14 protein-coding genes are annotated in these 17,864 nt (G+C 64.4%); 5 read left to right on the top strand and 9 right to left on the bottom strand.

The genetic code is table 11. The features are described 5' to 3' along the window. Positions 1 to 14: 14 nt before the first annotated feature. Genes PI990_RS18075 through PI990_RS18065 form a run of 3 tightly spaced genes read right to left on the bottom strand, consistent with a single transcriptional unit; the run spans position 15 to position 4,754 of the window. Positions 15 to 1,088, bottom strand: a complete 1,074-nt coding sequence (locus PI990_RS18075) for an HD-GYP domain-containing protein (protein ID WP_271657982.1) — start codon at positions 1,086 to 1,088, stop codon at positions 15 to 17. Next, entirely contained in the window at positions 1,078 to 3,945 is a 2,868-nt protein-coding gene (locus PI990_RS18070) for an ATP-binding protein (protein WP_271657981.1), read from the bottom strand. Before PI990_RS18070 ends, PI990_RS18075 begins: the two co-directional genes overlap by 11 nt. Before the next feature lie 38 nt (positions 3,946 to 3,983). Continuing rightward, on the bottom strand, positions 3,984 to 4,754 hold the full coding sequence (locus PI990_RS18065; protein WP_271657980.1) for an MCP four helix bundle domain-containing protein: 771 nt from the start codon (positions 4,752 to 4,754) through the stop codon (positions 3,984 to 3,986). 686 nt (positions 4,755 to 5,440) lie between these two features. On the opposite strand from PI990_RS18065, the gene PI990_RS18060 reads away from it, so the two are divergent. Beyond that, positions 5,441 to 5,977, top strand: a complete 537-nt coding sequence (locus tag PI990_RS18060) for a hypothetical protein (RefSeq protein ID WP_271657979.1) — start codon at positions 5,441 to 5,443, stop codon at positions 5,975 to 5,977. Positions 5,978 to 6,162: 185 nt separating this feature from the next. Here PI990_RS18060 and PI990_RS18055 read toward each other — a convergent pair whose 3' ends face one another. The 4 genes from PI990_RS18055 to betT form a co-directional block, all read right to left on the bottom strand. Next, a complete protein-coding gene (locus PI990_RS18055) occupies positions 6,163 to 6,906 on the bottom strand; it encodes a class I SAM-dependent DNA methyltransferase (RefSeq protein WP_271657978.1) in 744 nt (247 codons plus the stop codon). A gap of 120 nt (positions 6,907 to 7,026) precedes the next feature. After that, a complete protein-coding gene (locus tag PI990_RS18050; protein ID WP_271657977.1) occupies positions 7,027 to 7,731 on the bottom strand; it encodes an NAD(P)H-dependent oxidoreductase in 705 nt (234 codons plus the stop codon). A 104-nt stretch (positions 7,732 to 7,835) separates the two neighbouring features. Beyond that, entirely contained in the window at positions 7,836 to 8,810 is a 975-nt protein-coding gene (locus PI990_RS18045) for a GlxA family transcriptional regulator (protein WP_271657976.1), read from the bottom strand. A gap of 188 nt (positions 8,811 to 8,998) precedes the next feature. Continuing rightward, positions 8,999 to 10,972 (bottom strand): choline BCCT transporter BetT, encoded by a 1,974-nt coding sequence (gene betT / locus PI990_RS18040; protein ID WP_271657975.1) that lies wholly within the window; start codon positions 10,970 to 10,972, stop codon positions 8,999 to 9,001. Between the two features lie 206 nt (positions 10,973 to 11,178). Here betT and PI990_RS18035 point away from each other — a divergent pair, with 206 nt between their 5' ends. After that, entirely contained in the window at positions 11,179 to 11,589 is a 411-nt protein-coding gene (locus PI990_RS18035; RefSeq protein ID WP_184490046.1) for a DUF1330 domain-containing protein, read from the top strand. 22 nt (positions 11,590 to 11,611) lie between these two features. Here PI990_RS18035 and PI990_RS18030 read toward each other — a convergent pair whose 3' ends face one another. Further along, positions 11,612 to 12,751 carry a mechanosensitive ion channel family protein gene (locus PI990_RS18030; protein ID WP_184490045.1) on the bottom strand — a complete coding sequence of 380 codons (1,140 nt, stop codon included), beginning with the start codon at positions 12,749 to 12,751 and terminating at the stop codon, positions 11,612 to 11,614. Positions 12,752 to 13,190: 439 nt separating this feature from the next. Here PI990_RS18030 and PI990_RS18025 point away from each other — a divergent pair, with 439 nt between their 5' ends. Then, a complete protein-coding gene (locus PI990_RS18025; RefSeq protein WP_271657974.1) occupies positions 13,191 to 14,435 on the top strand; it encodes a cation:proton antiporter in 1,245 nt (414 codons plus the stop codon). A 23-nt stretch (positions 14,436 to 14,458) separates the two neighbouring features. On the opposite strand, the gene PI990_RS18020 is transcribed toward PI990_RS18025, so the two are convergent. Beyond that, the gene (locus tag PI990_RS18020; RefSeq protein WP_184490043.1) at positions 14,459 to 14,710 is read right to left on the bottom strand and encodes a type II toxin-antitoxin system TacA family antitoxin; all 252 of its coding nucleotides are present in this window, start codon (positions 14,708 to 14,710) and stop codon (positions 14,459 to 14,461) included. 282 nt (positions 14,711 to 14,992) lie between these two features. Here PI990_RS18020 and PI990_RS18015 point away from each other — a divergent pair, with 282 nt between their 5' ends. Both PI990_RS18015 and PI990_RS18010 read left to right on the top strand, forming a co-directional pair. Then, positions 14,993 to 15,829, top strand: coding sequence for a TIGR02285 family protein (locus tag PI990_RS18015; protein ID WP_158480982.1), 837 nt, complete (start codon positions 14,993 to 14,995; stop codon positions 15,827 to 15,829). Positions 15,830 to 15,857: 28 nt separating this feature from the next. Next, positions 15,858 to 17,465 carry a sensor domain-containing diguanylate cyclase gene (locus tag PI990_RS18010; RefSeq protein ID WP_271657973.1) on the top strand — a complete coding sequence of 536 codons (1,608 nt, stop codon included), beginning with the start codon at positions 15,858 to 15,860 and terminating at the stop codon, positions 17,463 to 17,465. Positions 17,466 to 17,864 lie beyond the last annotated feature (399 nt).

Genomic DNA, 17,864 nt, shown 5'->3' with positions numbered 1-17,864 from the left:
TTATGCGCAGCCGCTCAAACGATGTGGGCGTGCAGGGCTTCGCGGTCTTCCAGCAGGGCTTCGATGTCGGCGAAGCGGGTCTGCAGCGCCTCGACCAGCTGCGGGTCGAAGTGCCGCCCCGATTGCTCGAGGATGTGCGCCTGGGCGCGTTCGGGGCTCCAGGCGCGCTTGTAGGGCCGGTCCATGCGCAGGGCGTCGTAGACGTCGCAAAGCGCGACGATGCGGGCGGCGAGGGGGATGGCGTCGCCGGCAAGGCCCCGGGGGTAGCCGCTGCCGTCCCATTTCTCGTGGTGGCAGTAGGCGATCTCCGCGGCCATGTCGATGAGCTCGGTGCCGCCTTCCTCATGCAGGATCGAATAGCCGATGCGCGGGTGCTCCATCATGGCGGTGCGCTCCTCCAGCGTCAGCGGCCCCTCCTTGAGCAGGATGCTGTCGGCGATGCCGATCTTGCCCAGGTCGTGCATCGGGGCTGCCAGGCGCAGCGTCTCGCACCAGCTTTCGGGCATGCCGATGGTGGCGGCCAGCAGGGCGGCGAATTCGCCGATGCGCAGGATGTGGTCGCCGGTGTCGTTGTCGCGGTAGCAGGCCGCGCGGCTCAGCGCGCGGATGCCGGCGCGGTAGCTTTCCTTCAACTGCGCGGTGCGGGTGCGCACCTTGGCTTCGAGGTCCTGGTTCATGTTCTCCAGGTGCTCGGTGGCGTAGGCGAGCTGCAGGCAGTTGCGGATGCGCAGCAGCAGCTCGGGCAGGTCCACCGGTTTGGTCAGGTAGTCGTTGGCGCCCAGTTCGAAGCCGCGGCGCCGGCTCTCCGGGTCGCCGAGCGCGGTGAGGATGATGACGGGCCGGCGCGAGCGGTTCCTGTCGCCGAGGCGCCGGAGGATCTCGAAGCCGTCCGGGGCGGGCATGTCCAGGTCGAGTATCAGCAGGTCCCAGGGGTTGTGGATCAGCCATTCCAGGCCTTCGGCCGAGTCGCTGAAGCCCTGTACATGGCGCAGCCCGAAGGCCCGGGTACTGGATTCCAGCAGGCGCATGTTGGCGGTGATGTCGTCGATGATGACGATGCGGGTTTCCTTGGGGATGCTAGTGAACATGAGGCTCCTCCTTGACCAGCAGCGAACTCGCCAGTTCGCGCAGTTCCTCGACGTCTATCGGTTTCAACAGCACGGCTCTGAAAGCATAGAAGCTCAACCACGAAGGGTCGGGTTTTGCGGTGAGCATGACGACGGGCACATCGGCCCCGCCTTCGATGCCGTTGAGCTGGCTGATCGCGGAGGCACCCTCCACGCCGAGGTCCACGAGGAGCATGTCCGGCAGGCCTTGCTGCAGCGCCTCGGCCAGTTGCCCGCCGTTGTCCAGCGAGGCGACGTCGGCGACGCCGGCCAGCGCCCTGGCAACCCTCCGTCGGCTGGGCTCGTCGTCATCCAGGTGGATGACCCTCGGTCGCCCCGAGCGCTCCACGCGGCCGACGCTGGAGGGCGTATTCGCGAGGGGCAGCTCGATCCAGAAGCGGCTGCCCACGCCGAGTTCGCTGTGCAGGCCCATGCGGCCCTGCATCAGTTCCGCGAGCTCGCGGCACAGCGAGAGGCCGATGCCCGTTCCCTTGATCGCGGTGTTTTCCTTGCCCAGGCGCTGGAAGGGTTCGAACAGCTCCCCCTGCAGGGCCGGATCGACCCCTTCGCCGCCGTCCTCCACATAGATGCGCAGGTGCTCATCGCAAGGCTCGACGCCCAGCAGCAGGCGCCCGCCGGGACGGTTGTACTTGATGGCGTTCGACAGCAGGTTGATCAGCACCTGGCGCAGGCGCCTGCTGTCCGCCATCACGTGCGTGGGTGCCTCGGGCAGCCGCACCTGCAGCTCCAGGCCGACGGTCTCGGCCTGCCCGCGCACCATCTCCGCGCACTCGTGCATCATCCGCCCGGCATTCACCGGGCGCAGGGTCAGCTTGGGTGCCTCGGCCTGGAGGCTGGACCAGTCGAGCAGGTCGTCCACCAGTTGGGAGAGATGACCGCTGGCCAGGAGTATCTCGTCCAGCGACTGGGTGTCTGCGCCCGTCTGGGTCGCCTGCATGTGCATCAACTGGGCGAAGCCGTGGATGGCGTTCAGCGGTGTGCGCAGCTCGTGGCTGATGCTGGAGATGAAACGCGACTTGGCCTGGCTGGCCGCCTGGGCCTCGCGGGTGCGCTGGAGCAGGTCTTCCTCCACCTGCTTGAGCTTTTCGATGTCGACGAAGGTGCCGGCCACCAACGTGTGGGTGGCCTCGCCTTCGAGTTCGAGCTTGCGCCCGCGGCACAGCATCCACACCTCCGAGCCGTCGGGGGCGAGGAAGCGCAGCTCCAGGTCGATGCGGCTGATGACGCCCAGGCGCAGGGCGTTCAGGGCCGAGTCCAGGCGCGGCGCATCATCGGGGTGGATGTGGGGGGGCAGCCGGTGGCGCAGAAGTTCGCAGCCGGGCAGGTTGAAGCGCGCAACGAACTCTCCCCGGAGGTGCAGGCGGTCCTGTTCCAGGTCGTACTCCCAGAGCCCGGCGGTGACGCTTTCGGCGACCAGCTCCAGACGTTGCTGCGCGGCGTTGCGCTGGTTTTCGCTGATGCCCAGCTGTTGCCCCATCACCAGCACCGATTCGGCCATCCGGTCCAGCTCGAGAATGCGGGATTCGGCGCGTCTCGGCTGCCACTGGCCGAGGCCGATCTGCCGTAGCATGTCGGCGATGCCATCGATGGCGTCACGCAGCCGGTCGCTCAGGTGGCGGGCGCGCAGCCACATGTAGGTGAAGAAGCACAGGTAGAAGCCGACCAGCCCGGCGATCAGCAGGTAGCCGATATGTCGGTAGTGCCCGGCGAGGTTGTTGGTGGCGGCCATCACCTCGCTTTTGTCCGCCAGGGCCACCAGGCGCCACCCCGAGGGCTGGATCTCGTTCCAGGCCACCAGGTGTGTGCGCCCCTTCAGGTCGATCTCGGCGCGGCCGTTCGGCGCCTTGGCCAGCGTCTCGGCCAGGTCGGCCGTATCCGGGCGCATGCCCAGGTTGAAGTCGGCCGGCTTGAAGCGCTCGCTTTTCACGGCTTCCTGTGGGGCGTGGCCGGTCAGCTCCTGCAGGTCGAAGTCGTGCTCGGCGGCGTGGGGGAGGGCCAGGATGTTCATGTCCGGGCCCACCAGGACCAGGTAGCCGCCCCAGCCGATGTGGAGCCGGGATATCTCCTCGAGGATGCCGCCCACCGTGACGTCCATGCCCACCACGCCTTCGAGGAAGTCGCCGCGGTACACAGGGGAGATGGAGGAGGTCATCCAGCCCTGGCCGGCCGGGTCGAGGTAGACGTCGGTCCAGCGTTGCAGGCGCCCCGGGTTATGCGCCGCATCCGCCAGGTAGTAGAAGCTGTACTCGGGGATGCGCATGTCGTGGGGATACTGCTTCTGCGTCTCGAACCAGGGGAAGATGCGGTTGTAGTTGTCCCAGCTGTTGAAGTAGAGGCTGGCCACCAGGGGCTGGTGGTTCTTCATCTCCTCCATGAGCGAATCGAGCGACGCCAGGCTGCCGACCTTGCCCAGGTCCTGCTTCTCCAGGGGCGTGGCGGCGGAGTAGAAGGAGGCCGCGCCGCCGAGGTTGCGCGGGCTGTAGCGCGCGCCATCGGCGGTGGTGGCGAAGCGCTCCGGCGGCGTGTGGGCGGGGTTGGCCAGGGCCTGCTCGACCATGTGGGCGAAGAGGTCGGTGTTGGCGGCGATGTGGCCCAGGTGGTCCTGGATGCTCTGGGCGTTCTGGTCCGCCGTGGCGCTGAGGCTGTCCATCGCGTTCTGCTCCAGGTACTGCACCTGGGCGTCGCGGATGGCCTGGTTGCTGAGCAGGTAGCAGGCGATCAGCACGGTCTCCACCAGCACCAGGGGCAACAGCGCGCTCTGCACGTAGGCCCGCCAGAGCCATCGGCGCAGCCCGATCTTGTTGTGGGGTTCCGACATATCCGTATCCTCTTGCATCGCCTTGCGGCTGTCCTTGTCTAGAGCCGGAACGAGGCGACCACGGCATTGAGCTCCACCGCCAGGCGCGACAGGTCACGGATGTTCACCAGGCTGCGGTCGACTTCCCGGGCGACGGCCGCCTGCTGTTCCGCCGCACTGGCGACCTGCACGGCCCGGGACAGGAGGCGGACGATGCTGCGGGACAGCACCAGCGCCATCAGCACCGCGCCGGCGAGGATGAAGCCCACCAGCAGATTGGCCCGCTGGTAAGCGGATGAACTGGCCGGTGCCGCATTTTTGGCGCCGTCCTCATTCAACTTCGTCAGCGCGGCCAAGTCCGTGTTCATTAAGTGGCCCTGTTCATTCAACTTCTGGTTGACGAGTTGTTCGGCGTCGGCAAGTTGGTTGGCGGACAGGTGCTTGATGATCGGGTTTTGAAGGCTGAGGTAGTTTCTCAGGTCCGCGTCGAATCTGTTGTGCAGGGGCTGCTCTTCGGGGCTGGATATATAACCTCGATAGGTGTCGCCGGCGCGTGCAAGTTCGGCCTTTTCATTGTCCAGTTTTGCCGCCGTAATGGTGTCGAAGGACGCCAGCGCCCGAAGTGTCGAAGCGCGTATCTGCCAGGTGGCCTGGTGGAGGTGGCTGATGGCGATGATGCTGGGAAGCCAGTTTCCCTCGACCTCCGCTGAACTGCCGTGCATGCCCTGCATCTGCCGCAGCGACCCAGCGCCCACGGCCACCAGCAGCATTACCAGAGCGGCGAAACTCACGTTGATGCGGGTGGCGACACGCAGATTGCGGATGGACATGACGACTCTCCCGGTCCTGACTGCCACTAATTGGCGTTACGATCTTGCATGCCTGCCGGGTGCTAACTGAAGTGTGGGCCTGGCCCCGTTTTAATGCCGTGAACGGCCCGTCGCATTTATTCGTGCAGAGGCGAATCTGTATCAAATAAGTCCATTTTCTCAGTTGGATGTCGGCAGTGATATCAATATGCCTGTGCTGTTTATAGTCAGGCGCAGTGGGCGAGTCTTCAGCGAAGCGACGAGTGGTATTCGCCTTTGGTGGAAGTTTATTTAAAGGTTTTTTAATCCATCGGAAGTTGTGGTGAAAGTGTAGGGTTGATGTGAAATAAGTGTGAAAATAACGAGATTAAAGGGTGCGTGGTTATTGCCGATCGAAGTAACCATATTGAGGGATTATTGACCTAATACGTTGCCTCGACCTGTCGGGGCGACTTCAGTCGCCAAGCAGGCCGCAGGGCTGCCCCGGCACCGTGCTCCCGGATGGCGCCGCCTGGTGGATGAAAAGAGCGCCATCCACCCTACCCATCGGTCAGCACGTGGTTGAGGGCAGCGTCGTAGGTTGGTGTCGAGCGCAGCGAGGCCCAACGTCAAAAGCGCTGCATGCTCGGCTGTTTTCGGACGGCGCCTATGCTAAAAAGTTGCCCAGGAATCCGCGGCCGTACGGCGCAGACAAAGGAGCAACGAGCATGGGCAACAGTTCAAGGATTGGCGTGGCATTGGCGCTGCTGCTGGGCGCGACCACGGTGTGGGCCGAAGAGCCGGCGGAAGACGCCAGCACCCTGAAGGAGTCGGCCAAGGCTGCCGTTTCCACTGCCATCTCCGCCGGCAAGAACCTGCTGGGTGGTGCCTCTCAGGGCATCACCGAAGGCCGCGAATCCGCCCAGGGCGCGGACGGTGCCATCGTCATCTCCCAGCTCGACCAGTTGGAAGGCAAGGTCGAGGTCAAGCTGCTCAAGGTCGATACCACCGACGAGAACTTCGGCGCCTTGCTGGGCTTCAAGAACCTCACCGACAAGCCCGTGCGCCTGATCAACCTGCAGCACAACGGCGCTTTGCTGGCCATCGATCAGGATGACTACTCCAGCAACCTGGTGCCCATGGAAAACCCCGAGGAAGTCACCGTGCCGCCGAAAACCGGCGTACGGCAGCGGTTCGTGTTCCAGGGCCCGGTGGAAGGGCCCAAGGCCGTGCGCCTGTGGGGCCGCGAGTACAGCGTGAAGTAAGCCGCTGCGCATGAATGCCTGCCTCTGCTGGAGGCGGGCGTTGGTGTACAGGAATAGTCACTGCAGCCGCGCCTTCCTCAGTCTTGAGCCCGGCGCGGCGGGCAATCTACGGTCCATTTCCCCCGCCGGTATTGCTCGACCAGACCGCCTGGGCCTCAGGCCTGCTTCCGTAGCGGCGGTGACGCTCAGCGCTTCACGCAGACGAACAGGGCATTGCCGGAGGTGCCAGCCCAGGGGGTGATCCGCTCGTAGTCGTGCTCGAACACCTGCACCTCGAAGTGCGGCTGCAACAGCTGCTGCTGCTCGGCGAAGGTCAGGGCGACCATGGGGTGTTCGTCCTGCCAGCTCTGGGTGATGCCAGCGGTGGTTTTCTCGATGCTCAGGCGCAGTGCCTGGCGCTCGCCTTCGCCGCTGTAGTACCAGCCGGAGCCGAAGCTGAACTGGCTACCGTCGTGCTCCGCGCTGTGGCGCACGAAGGAGCGGTTGTCGATCTGCCCCTTGTCCACCGTGTTGAAGCAGAACACGCCGCCCTCCGCCAGCGCGGCGTGGATGCTGGCCAGGCAGGCGCGCAGCTGCTCCAGCCCGGGGTTGTAGTGGATGGAGTAGAGGAAGCAGGTGATCAGGTCCTGGGGCTCGTCGACGCGGAAGCTGGCCATGTCCTGGCAGCTGAACTGCGCGTCCGGGCAGCGCTGCTGGGCGAGGTCGAGCATGGGCTGGTTGATGTCCAGGCCGGCGCTGCGGTAGCCGAAATCAAGGAAGTGGCGCACATGCGGGCCGGTGCCGCAGGCCAGGTCCAGGTGCCGACGCCCCGGGGTGCCGAACAGTTGGTGCAGGCGGCGCACGCAGTGGCTTTGCGCCTGGTAGTCGATGTCGGCGCACATCAGGTCGTAGTAGGAGGACAGGTCGGTGTACAGCGCGTTGGAGGACATAAGCAGCCAGGGCGTGGGATTTTCGGCGCGGCATGTTAACCCAGCTGCGGTCAGGGCCTGGCGAAAACCGGACGCGCCGCAGCGGCAGCCCGCCTGATCACGGGCGCCGCCGCGCCGGCATCAGCGGATGCGCGTCTCGAAGTGGCTGTCATAGTCGCCGGTGAGGGGCATCTCCAGCAGCGGCTGGGCTTCGATATCGGCGAGCAGCTGACGCCATTGGGCGAGGATGGCCCCGCGCGCCGCGTCGTCGAGGTAGGGCACGTGGTAGGCGAAGAAGGGCTCGAGCACGTCGAAGCCGGTGTAGCCCAGGGTGCCCTTGAGCAGCGGGCGGAACACGTCGCGCAGGTCATCGTGGATGCCTTCGGCGGAGAACATGCGCTCGCGCCCGCCAAGGGTGGCGCAGACCAGCGCACGTTTTCCGCGCATGCCGCCCTGGTCGAAGATGCGCCGCCCGCCGTAGAACAGGCCGGAGACGAACACGCGGTCGATCCAGCCCTTGAGGATGGCGGGCATGGCGTACCAGTACACCGGGAAGCTGAGGACCAGTAGGTCGCAGCGGGTGATCTTGTCGATCTCCGCCTGGATGTCGGGGTGCAGCGCGCCGTTCTTGGCGGCGTGGCGCTGCTCCAGGGCATAGACCAGGTAGTTGGTGTCGGCGCGCTCGCTGAAGTCGCGCGCGCTGGCCACCGGGTCGAAGCCCATGGCGTAGAGGTCCGAGACCTCCACACTGGCGCCGAGGCTGCGGAAGTGCTCGGCCGCCGCCTGGGAGAGCGCCGAGGTGAAGGACGCCGGCTCGGGGTGGGCGTGCACGATCAGTACGTTCATGGCGAAACCTCTGGTGGAAGTGGGCGCCAGGGTAGGGGCCCCGGGCGGGCCGTCACAGAGGCAAAAATGACGCCCGGTATGCGGATGCCGACAACCGCACGCGGTCAGTCGAAGCGGAATTTGCGCCGGTAGGCGGCAGGGGTGAGGCCGATACGCTCGCGGAACAGCCGCACGAAGGAGCTGCCGTCCAGGTAGCCCACGGCCTGGGCGATGTCCTCCACGCGCTGGTTGCCGGTTTCCAGCAGCGCTCGGGCCGCTTCGATGCGCAGGTTCTGCAGGTAGGCGAGGGGCGTTTTCTCCAGAGCGAGCTGGAAGCGGCGGATCAGCGTGCGCTCGCTCACCGCCAGGCGCCTGGCCAGGTCCGCCAGGCGGATGGGCTCGGCCAGGTGGCGCTCCAGGTATTCCTGGGCCTGCTGCACCAGCGCATCGCTGTGGGAACGGTGGGCGAGCAGCGGCAGGAAGGGCGTCTGCAGCGTCTGGCTGACGTCGATCAGCAGGCTCTTCGCGCAGCGCGCCGCCAGGGCCGAGCCGGAGTGGCGCTCGATGGTCTGGATCGACTGCAGGTGGTAGGACGACAGCGCGCCGGCGCAGAACAGCCGGTCGGCCTGGGTGAGGATCGGCGCCATCTGCAGGTCCACCGCCGGGAACCAGGAGCGGAACTGCTCCTCCAGCCACCAGGTGGTGGTGGCGACACGGCCATCGAGCAGGCCGGTGCTGGCCAGGAGGAAGGTGCCGGTGCAGGTGGCGATCAGCTCGGCGCCCAGCTCCCACTGGCGCACCAGCCACTTGCAGTGCGGCTGCTGCTGGTCGAGCAGTGCCTTGAAGGCGTGGTAGCCCTGATAGTGCCCGGCGGGGAGGTAGACGATGTCGAAGCGCTCGTCCACCTCGGCGCGGCGCGACTTCAGCGGCAGGCCGTTGCTCGCGGTGACGCTGCGCGACCCGGCGATGAACGACCAGCTGTACTGCTCGGCCGAACCCTGCGCCGCCAGGTGCGCGTTTGCGACCTGCATCACGTCGGCAAAACCGCTGACGCTGGAGGCGTAGCACTGCTCGTAGAGGTAGATGGCCACGCTGGGCATGCTGGCAGTATCCGCATGGAAATGGCGTTTTTTTACATTGGAGCGGGTATTGGCTGCAAAGGGTGTGACGGGCTCACTGATCGTCTGGGCTCGCTTCACTGGCCCCTGGGCAAGGTGGTGTCGCCCGATCCTGAACCGCGCCGCCCGCCCCTCGGGTTGCCGGGGAGCGGACGCGCTGCGAGCCAGGCTCAGCTCACTACGTGCAGGTAGTGCAGGTGCCGCTCGTACTGGTCGAGGATGTCTCCGATCACGTCGTCCCGGCTCCAACCCATGACGTCATAGTCCTGGCCGCCCTGGCGAAGGTGCACCTCGGCACGGAAGTACTTGCGCGCATCGGTGCCGTCCTCGGTATCGCGCATCACGAAACTGGGCGTGCTGAACGCGCGGGGCCGCACTTCATAGAGGAAGCGCCCCTCGCCGGCATGGGACAACTCCAGCGAGACACGGCCGTCATCGCGCTCATTCACGGCGACCTCATAGCCTTGCTTGCGCAGCTCTGCCGCCACTTCCTCGCAGGCAGGCTTGACCACCTCGGCAATGAAACGGGAGACATGGGCGCGGCGCGGCAGCATGGCGATGTTGCGCAGGCGTCGCTGCCAGCCGCCGTGAGCGTGCCGTGCATGACGTGCTGCGGGTAGCGCCTGGTTGCGCAACCCTCGACGGGTCGCGTCGAGGTTCAATGCCTTGAACAGCCCCCAGATGGACACCAGGAGAATCGCCGCAAAGGGCAAGGCGCTGGCGATGGTGGCCGTCTGCAGGGCCTTGAGCCCGTTGGCCAGCAGCAGGGTGATGGCGACCACGCCGATGCTGACCGACCAGAAGATGCGTTGCCAGAGCGGGGAATGCGAGTGCCCCGAGGAGGCGAGCATGTCCACCACCAGTGCTCCCGAGTCGGCGGAAGTGACGAAGAAGACCACCACCATCAGCACGGCCACCAGGGAGATCACGTCCGAGAGCGGGAAGTGTTCGAGGAAGGCGAACAATGCCAGCGAGCTGTCCTCGCCGACGATTCCGGCCAGGTCCTGCATGCCGTCGTTGAGGATCATGTGTATGGCCGTGTCGCCGAAGATGGTCATCCACAGCAGCGTGAAGCCGGCCGGAACGAAGAGCACGCCACAGACGAACTCGCGGATCGTGCGGCCGCGTGAGATGCGCGCGATGAACAGGCCCACGAAGGGTGACCAGGACAGCCACCAACCCCAGTAGAGCAAGGTCCAGCCACCGATCCAGTCGGTGGGCTCGTAGGCGTAGAGGTTGAAGGTCTTGTTTACGATGTCGGAGAGGTAGGCGCCCGTGTTCTGTACATAGGCCTGCAACAGGAAGACCGTGGGCCCGAGCAGCAGGACGAACAGCATCAGGATCACCGCCAGGCTGAGGTTGAGCTCGGACAGTATCCGGATGCCCTTGTTCAGCCCGCTGGCGACGGAGATTGTGGCGAGGGCGCAGGTGGCGGCGATGAGCATGACCTGGATGCCCGGGGTGATCGGCAGGCCGAAGAGGTGGTGGAAGCCGCTGTTGATCTGCAGCACCCCGTACCCCAGGGATGTGGCTACGCCGAATACGGTGCCCAGGATGGCGAAGACATCGACCGCGTGGCCGATGGGGCCATGGATGCGTTCGCCAATCAGTGGGTAGAGTGCCGAGCGCAAGGTCAACGGCAGCCCGTGGCGGAAGCTGAAGTAGGCGAGGATCAAGGCGACCATGGCGTAGATCGCCCACGCATGGAGGCCCCAGTGGAAGAAGGTGATCTTCATCGCCTCCCGTGCGGCGGCGACCGTCCCGGCGTCCCCTACGGGCGGGGTGATGAAGTGCATGACCGGTTCCGCCACGCCGAAGAACATCAGGCCGATGCCCATTCCGGCGGAGAACAGCATGGCGAACCAGCTGCTGCTTCTGTATTCCGGTTCACTGTGATCGGGCCCGAGCTTGATGTCGCCGTAGCGGCTGGCTGCGATGAACACCACGCTGATGAGCACCAGGGCGACCGCGAGGATGTAGAACCAGCTGGCGTTGACGATGATCCAGTTCTGAACATCATCGAACACCGCTTGTGCGTGCTCCTGGAAAAGCGCGGCGTAGAGCACCAGCAGCAAGACGAGTACGGCACTGCTGTAGAACACGGGAGGGTTGAGCGTGCTCTTTGGCTTCGATGGGTCATTCATTGCGCGTGCGTCCTTGTGGGCAGCATTGGATAGAGTCGTGGTTCGTCCCGACATCGAGGTAGACCACGGCTGGGGGTGTTTTGCTCTGGTGTTTCATCATGGATCCGGCAGCCGTGCGTATCTGCGGGCATTCACCCGCTGCATGTGCCTTGACCCGCAGTCTGCGGGGACGCCATCGTCATCCACTGGTTGAAAGGAGTGATGGCATGCCAAGCGTGAATCCCAGCAAGACTCAGCTCGACCGCTTTGACCAAGCGACGCCCTCGGCGAGCCCGATATTGATGCTCAACCTCCTGCGTTTCAGGGCGGCGGCCGACTACCCGCCGCACCTCGATCACGCGGCTTGCAGCGGCCGTGAGGCCTATGCCAGGTACTCCCGCACCGCCGTTGGGAAGGTCGCCGAGGTTGGCGGCGCGATTCAGGTGCTCGCAGCCGTTCATGCGGCGCTCATCGCCCCGGAAGGCGAGCAGTGGGACGAGATCATCCTGGTGCGGTATCCCTCGAAGGAGGCGTTCCTGGGCATGCTGGCCGACCCTGAGTACCGTGCGGCAACCGTGCATCGCACCGCGGCCCTGGACGATTCACGGCTGATCGCAAGTGTCGAGCGCAGTGCCTGAACGGAAGGCGCCAACATGGCACTCACGCCTGCGGGGACACCGGCTCCCGCGGAGCGGGCTTCTGGCGTTGCACCTGCAGCGAGATGTCCTCTGGCAGTGAGGCCACATAGAGGGTCTGGGAAGGGAAGGCGAAGCTGACCCCCAGTTCTGCGAACTCTTCCATCAGGCCTAGATTGATGGCCTGCTGAATGTCCATGTAGGTTCCGTATCCGGGGTCGAGCACGATGTACACCGCCTCGAACTCCAGCGCGCTGTCGCCGAAGCTCTTGAAGTGCGCCCTATCGAAGCGGGTCTTTTCCTGGGCGCAGATGACCTTTTCCATTCTTCTGGGCACTTCCCTTGCCTGGGCGGGCGAGCAGTCATAGGTCAGCCCGATTCCGAAAACGATCCTCCGCTCCTGGAGGCGCTTGTAGTTCTGAATGGTGCTGCCGATCATTTCGGCATTTGCCATCACGATCTGCTCGCCCCCCAGGCTGCGGATGCGAGTTGTCTTGAGCCCAACGTGCTCGACCGTTCCCGAAAGCGAGCCGACGACGATGAAGTCCCCCACTTCGAACGGCTTGTCCACTGCGATGGACAGCGACGCGAAGACATCAGCCAGGATGTTCTGCACCGCGAGTGCGATGGCAATGCCGCCCACGCCGAGGCTGGCGATGAAAGCCGTGATATTGACACCCATGTTCGACAGCATCGCCAAGACGACGACGACCCAGAGCAGTACCTTTGCGCCCCATAGGCTCAGGGTGGCGAGAGCACTGCCCTGAAAGGTCTCGCTGGAGCCAGCGCGCCTGAAGTAACGCATCAAGGCCAGTGCGACAGCACGATTCGCCCACAGGCCGACTTGCAGGGCAGCGACCGCGAACCAGAGACTGCTGACTCGGCTCAGCCAGCGGTCGGGCAAGTCGAGAAAGCCGACGCCAATCAATAACGAAGCAAGTAACAGCAGTGTGTTGCTGGTGCCGGAGAGCACGAGAACTGCAATATGGCTGAACGAGCCATTGGGTGTTTCGTTTGTCGTGCGGATTCGCTTGAGTGCATAGGCGATGACACTTCTTACCAGCACGAAACTGACAATCGAGACGCAGGCCGCCAGCATCCAACTTGCCAGCGATATGCCAAGGAACTGAGAGTCGACAATGAAGTCCATTAGTTCTTGCTGCATCCGGTTCTCCGATTTGAATAGGTCATTCAACGGGAGCTCACCGTAACAACATGCCGGCAATAAATGCAAAACGAATAGCCCGGGCGTAGCGGGCAATCTCCCGTCCCGCCAAATCCAGAACCCTTGTGGTCCGCGGCCTCGGTGCCACTAGAGCACGGTCGGCGAATAGGTTCTGGAACAGATGGAAGGCAGCCCGGATATCGTCTTCGACACGACTTGCGATCCACTGAAGATGGGAATGAGCCAAGGCTCTTCATTCAACGCCAAGTACCATTGCAAGGTTACCGTTCACACTCATGTAATGGCGTCGTTGAAAATCCCCCTCAATGCTGTAGGCTCACCGGCGCCTTTGTTCACGGCACTATTGGGCAGTGCGGCACTTACTTCGTCGTGCCGGTCGAGAAGACCATGGATAACTTCATAGGGATAAGCGTCTCTCATGCTTGACATCACCGCTGTATTTCTTTGCATCACCGCCTTGCTCGCCTACCTCAATCGACGTTATGTGGGCCTTCCCCCTGCAATCGGCGTCATGGGTATTGCCCTGGGCCTGTCACTGTTGAACATGGCGGCCGATGCACTTGGCTTTCACGCCTTTCATGCCCTGGAACAATCGTTGGTCGAGTCGATCGACTTCTCCGAGTTGCTTATGCAAGGCATGTTGTCCTTGCTGCTGTTCGCCGGCGCGCTGCATGTCAATCTGTCTGAGTTGCGAACGTACAGGTGGCAAGTCGCTTCGCTGGCCGTTGTCGGTACGACACTCTCTACGTTGTTCATCGGCTTTTCGCTCTGGGGAGTGTTATCGCTGATCGATCTTGAACTGCCACTGTCCTATTGCCTGGTATTTGGCGCGCTGATTTCCCCCACCGATCCTATTGCAGTGATGGGAATCCTGAAGTCTGCGGGTGCCCCCAAGAGCGTGGAACTGGTGATAGCGGGCGAGTCGTTGTTCAACGACGGCGTGAGTGTGGTGCTGTTTTCGCTGATTCTGGCCATGGTGCTCAGCGGGCAGGCGCCCACGGTCACTGGGGCGGCCCATTTGTTGGCATTGGAGGCCGGTGGCGGAGCACTACTGGGGGCGGTGGTCGGGTACGTCACCTACCGCATGCTCAAGAGCATCGATAGCTACCAGGAAGAAGTCCTCATAACCCTGGCAGCGGTTCTGGGGGGCTATGCCCTGGCGACGCACCTGCATGTCTCCGGGCCGCTGGCGATGGTGGTTATGGGGCTGATCATCGGTAACCAGGGGCGCTCCTACGCCATGTCCGAACAGACCCAGAAGAACGTCGACATGTTCTGGGAGCTCATCGACGAGATACTCAACGCGGTGTTGTTCGTGCTGATCGGGCTGGAAGTGATCCTGATCCAGTTCTCGAACTCGTTGTTCGTCACCGGCCTGATGGTGGTCGTCCTCACCCTGCTCGCGCGCCTGCTGACCGTCGGCCTGCCGATTGCCGTACTGGGCAGTCGCTTCCGTCTTCCACAGGGCTCCTGGAGCGTGCTGACCTGGGGAGGGCTGAGAGGCGGCATCTCCGTGGCGTTGGCACTGTCGTTGCCGGCCGGCGAGTTCCGAGATGTGATCGTTTCGCTCACTTACCTGGTGGTGGTCTTCTCGATCCTGGTTCAGGGCCTGTCCATCGGCAGACTGATCAAACGCGTCATTCCCTGCACGGCCAGTCAATAGCGGCTTGCCCCGGACATGAGTGCCTATAGGCACTCATTGCTCCTTGCCGGGTTGGCATCCAGGGCTTTCTCGGACCGCTCGAATGCCTCTTCGCTCAGCATGAATAGCCTGCGGTCCCTGGTCATCTCTTCTGCGCGCTTGCAGGCCGCATCAAGGTTGAAGCCGGTTCGAACGGTGCCAAGCAATTGAGCCGCCGTATCGATCAGGTTCCTTTTCCTGGCGTCGGCCTGCATGTCCATGAGTAGAGGTTTGCTACGTTCCAAGGGGTTATTCATCAGTTGTACCTCTCGTGTCTTGCTCCGCTGGCTCTCTGCTTTTTGGAGTGTCCATTGCAGGGTGGGCGGGGCAAGAGGTTCGAACTAGCCCAGCCGACATCGCATGGCTCCTTAGTGGACTTGGTGACGGGCACCTGAAAGTCAACCTGACACAGCGCCGCAGCATCAGGCGCTAAGGCTTTGGGCCCCTGGGTTCGCGCAAGCCGCTTCGCTTTGCTTTACTGGAACAACACCTCCTTGGAGAGGGTTGTGGTCGTGCTGGCTCGAATCCTGGGTTGCTGCTTGTTGTTCGCCGTAAGCGCCGCCAATGCCGATGGGGAGCGCCTGCGCTGGTTGATCAACGATTTCCCTCCCTTTACCGAGGTGGGGCCGCAGATGCCCGGCCCGGGCATCGCCGCCGACATGCTGCGCTACCTGCAGCAGCACATGCCGCAATACCACCATGAATTCGAGGAAGCCAGCTTCGCGCGTGCCTATGCGCTGATGGAGCGTGGCGAGCCGGTGTGCCACTCCACCACGCTCAAGTTGCCCGGGCGCGAGAAGGCCATGCTGTTCAGCCGTCCGGTGTTCTTCCTGTCGGCCCAGAAAGTGCTGGTCCGCGAGGACCGCATCCCCCAGGTGGCCCCTTACGTCGATGGCGCGGGGCGGGTGGATGTGCGCCGCTTGCTCGCCGATACCCAGCTGGTTACCGCCGTCAGCGAGCGGCGTGGGTATTCCCCGAAGATCAACGCCGCGCTGCGCGAGGTGGGCTACCCGCCGCAGCTGCTCAAGGCCGGCGTCAACTTCGGGGCGCCGCTGCAGCAGTTGGCGGCTGGCTGGATCGACTACCTGTTCGCCTACCCGCTGGAGGTGGGCTGGTACCAGCGGCAGCACCCGGAAATGGCCGGTACCGCGCTGCGGCAGCTGGCGGTGGCGGGTGACCCGCCCTACACGCTTGGCTACATCGCCTGCGTGCGCAGCGAGTGGGGCGAGCGGGTGATCCGCGACATCGATGCGCAGCTGGTCAAGGCCGGGCCACGGCCCCCCTGGATAGACATGTTGATCGACTATCTCCCCCTAGAAGAGCGCCAGAGTTATGAGCAAGCTCTCGTTGAACACAAGCCTTTCGCGCAACCCTGAAACACCGGTTCGCCCCCTGGCGAGGCGGATGCTGGCCTGGGTGCTGCTGATCAGTGCAATCAACGCGGTACTGGCGACGTCCGTGCAGCTGTATCTCGACTATCGACGTGACCTGGCGGACCTCGAAGAGCACCTGAACTTCGTCCGCGACAGCCATCTGCAAGGGCTCGCGGCGGCCGCCTGGAACTTCGACCGCCCCCTGGTGGAGGCGCAGCTCAACGGCCTGGTCGGCTCGCCCTGGGTGGCCGCTGCCGAGCTGCGTTATGGCCGCGCGGAAGAGCAGCGCCTGGCCATCGGCGAAAGCCTCGACGGCAAGGACGGGGTCAAGGCGTTCCCCCTGGAGTACGACCTCGGGCCGCGCACGGTGGTGGTCGGCCAACTGCGGGTGCTGCCCAACCTGGCCCTGGTCTACCAGCGGACCCTGGACCGCGGGCTGATCGTCGTCCTCACCCAGGGGGTCAAGGCGTTCGTGTTCTCCATCGCATTGCTGTGGCTGTTCCACTGGCTGGTGACGCGCCGGCTGACCCGCCTCAGCACCTTGTTGAGTGGCTTCAGCCCAGGGGCGGCGGGCCTGCTGCCGCTGGTGACGGAGGAAGACCGGCGCGCGAACGACGAGCTCAGCGTGCTGGCCGGCACCCTGGAGGATGCGCAGACGCGGCTGGATGCGTACCAGCGCCAGGAAATCGCCCTGCGTGAGGCCTTGGAAGACGAGGTGGCGCGCCGCACCCTGCACCTGGACCAGGCGCTGCTGGAGCAGCAGGCGATCTTCGACAACTCCCTCACCGGTATCGCCTTCATCCGCCAGCGCGTGATCCTGCGTTGCAACGCCAGCTTCGAGCAGATGTTCGGCTACGGCCCCCGTGAGCTGACGGGCAAGTCGACGCGGGTGATCTTCACCAGCGACAAGGCCTTCGAGCAGGAGGCGTCCTTCTTCATGCCGGTGCTGCTGCGCGGCGGCACTTACGTCGGCGATTGCGAGCTGCTGCGCAAGGACGGGCGTACCCGCTGGTTCACCCTGCAGTTCAAGCTGCTGGATGTGGACGACCCCGAGCAGGGCGCGGTGCTGACGCTGCACGACATCACGGTGCGGCGTGACGCCGAGCAGGCCCTGGAGCGCTTGGCCCGGCTCGACGGCCTGACCGGCATCGCCAATCGGCGCACCCTCGACGAAGCCCTGCGGGTGGCCTGCCGCAAGGCCAGCAGGGACAGGAGCCCCTTGAGCGTCGCGTTGCTGGATGTCGACTTCTTCAAACCGTTCAATGACCACTACGGGCATGCCGCTGGCGACACGGCCCTGTGCTCGGTGGCGGGCGTGCTGCAGAGCGCCATGCGCCGCCCCTATGACCTGGCAGCGCGTTATGGCGGCGAGGAGTTCGCGATCCTGCTGCCGGCCTGCGAAGACCCCGCGCCCCTGCTGGAGCAGTTGCGCCAGGCAGTGCTGGCCCTGGCCATTCCCCATGGCCACTCCCAGGCCGGCACGGTGATTTCGGTGAGCATCGGCGCGGTCAGCGTCAGCGGCACCGATCGCTGCGAGCCGGGGGACCTGCTCGCGACCGCCGACGCCATGCTCTACAGGGCCAAGGAGGAGGGGCGTAACCGGGTGGTCTGCCAGCTGATGCCGGTAGAGGTGGCGTAGGACGGGCTTCGTGGCGGCCTGGAGGCTTTCCAGCAGCAGGGTGTGTCGGGTGGCTTTCAACACGGCCAAGGGCTGCCCGCGGCTGCAGCGAGATGCCTCGTGGCGGCGTTGGCCGCGCCCTGGTCGGCGATGATCTCGACCGTCGCCCTCACGAAGTCCTCTCTGCGTAGTTCTGTACCCACGCTGGTCATGGATTTCTTCGCTCCCCTGCAATCTCCTGCCCATCCGGACGAGGTCAGGCGCCGGCTGATGCTACCCCATGGATCCTTGTCGACATCATGGAACTCAGACGCTCGCGGGCTGCTGATCGGCGCGCGTCTCCCAGGCGCTACCCTTATGTGCACCATTTAAGTAACAGTCGTTTCGTAAATTCACAAAATGGTGCGCCCACTCGGTGAG

It is taken from the genome of Pseudomonas sp. TUM22785 (genome assembly GCF_028198105.1).
Taxonomy (GTDB): Bacteria; Pseudomonadota; Gammaproteobacteria; order Pseudomonadales; family Pseudomonadaceae; genus Metapseudomonas; species Metapseudomonas solani.
This window is presented reverse-complemented; position numbering and strand designations above follow the sequence as displayed.

Excerpts from the sequence above, each read along its gene's own strand:
- PI990_RS18020 (WP_184490043.1), bottom strand. The coding sequence starts at position 14,710 with ATGAATAACCCCTTGGAACGTAGCAAACCTCTACTCATGGACATGCAG.
- PI990_RS18045 (WP_271657976.1), bottom strand. The coding sequence starts at position 8,810 with ATGCCCAGCGTGGCCATCTACCTCTACGAGCAGTGCTACGCCTCCAGC.
- PI990_RS18050 (WP_271657977.1), bottom strand. The coding sequence starts at position 7,731 with ATGAACGTACTGATCGTGCACGCCCACCCCGAGCCGGCGTCCTTCACC.
- PI990_RS18065 (WP_271657980.1), bottom strand. The coding sequence starts at position 4,754 with ATGTCCATCCGCAATCTGCGTGTCGCCACCCGCATCAACGTGAGTTTC.
- PI990_RS18025 (WP_271657974.1), top strand. The coding sequence starts at position 13,191 with ATGCTTGACATCACCGCTGTATTTCTTTGCATCACCGCCTTGCTCGCC.
- PI990_RS18010 (WP_271657973.1), top strand. The coding sequence starts at position 15,858 with ATGCTGGCCTGGGTGCTGCTGATCAGTGCAATCAACGCGGTACTGGCG.
- PI990_RS18070 (WP_271657981.1), bottom strand. The coding sequence starts at position 3,945 with ATGTCGGAACCCCACAACAAGATCGGGCTGCGCCGATGGCTCTGGCGG.
- PI990_RS18035 (WP_184490046.1), top strand. The coding sequence starts at position 11,179 with ATGCCAAGCGTGAATCCCAGCAAGACTCAGCTCGACCGCTTTGACCAA.
- PI990_RS18060 (WP_271657979.1), top strand. The coding sequence starts at position 5,441 with ATGGGCAACAGTTCAAGGATTGGCGTGGCATTGGCGCTGCTGCTGGGC.
- PI990_RS18030 (WP_184490045.1), bottom strand. The coding sequence starts at position 12,751 with ATGCAGCAAGAACTAATGGACTTCATTGTCGACTCTCAGTTCCTTGGC.
- PI990_RS18075 (WP_271657982.1), bottom strand. The coding sequence starts at position 1,088 with ATGTTCACTAGCATCCCCAAGGAAACCCGCATCGTCATCATCGACGAC.
- PI990_RS18055 (WP_271657978.1), bottom strand. The coding sequence starts at position 6,906 with ATGTCCTCCAACGCGCTGTACACCGACCTGTCCTCCTACTACGACCTG.
- betT (WP_271657975.1), bottom strand. The coding sequence starts at position 10,972 with ATGAATGACCCATCGAAGCCAAAGAGCACGCTCAACCCTCCCGTGTTC.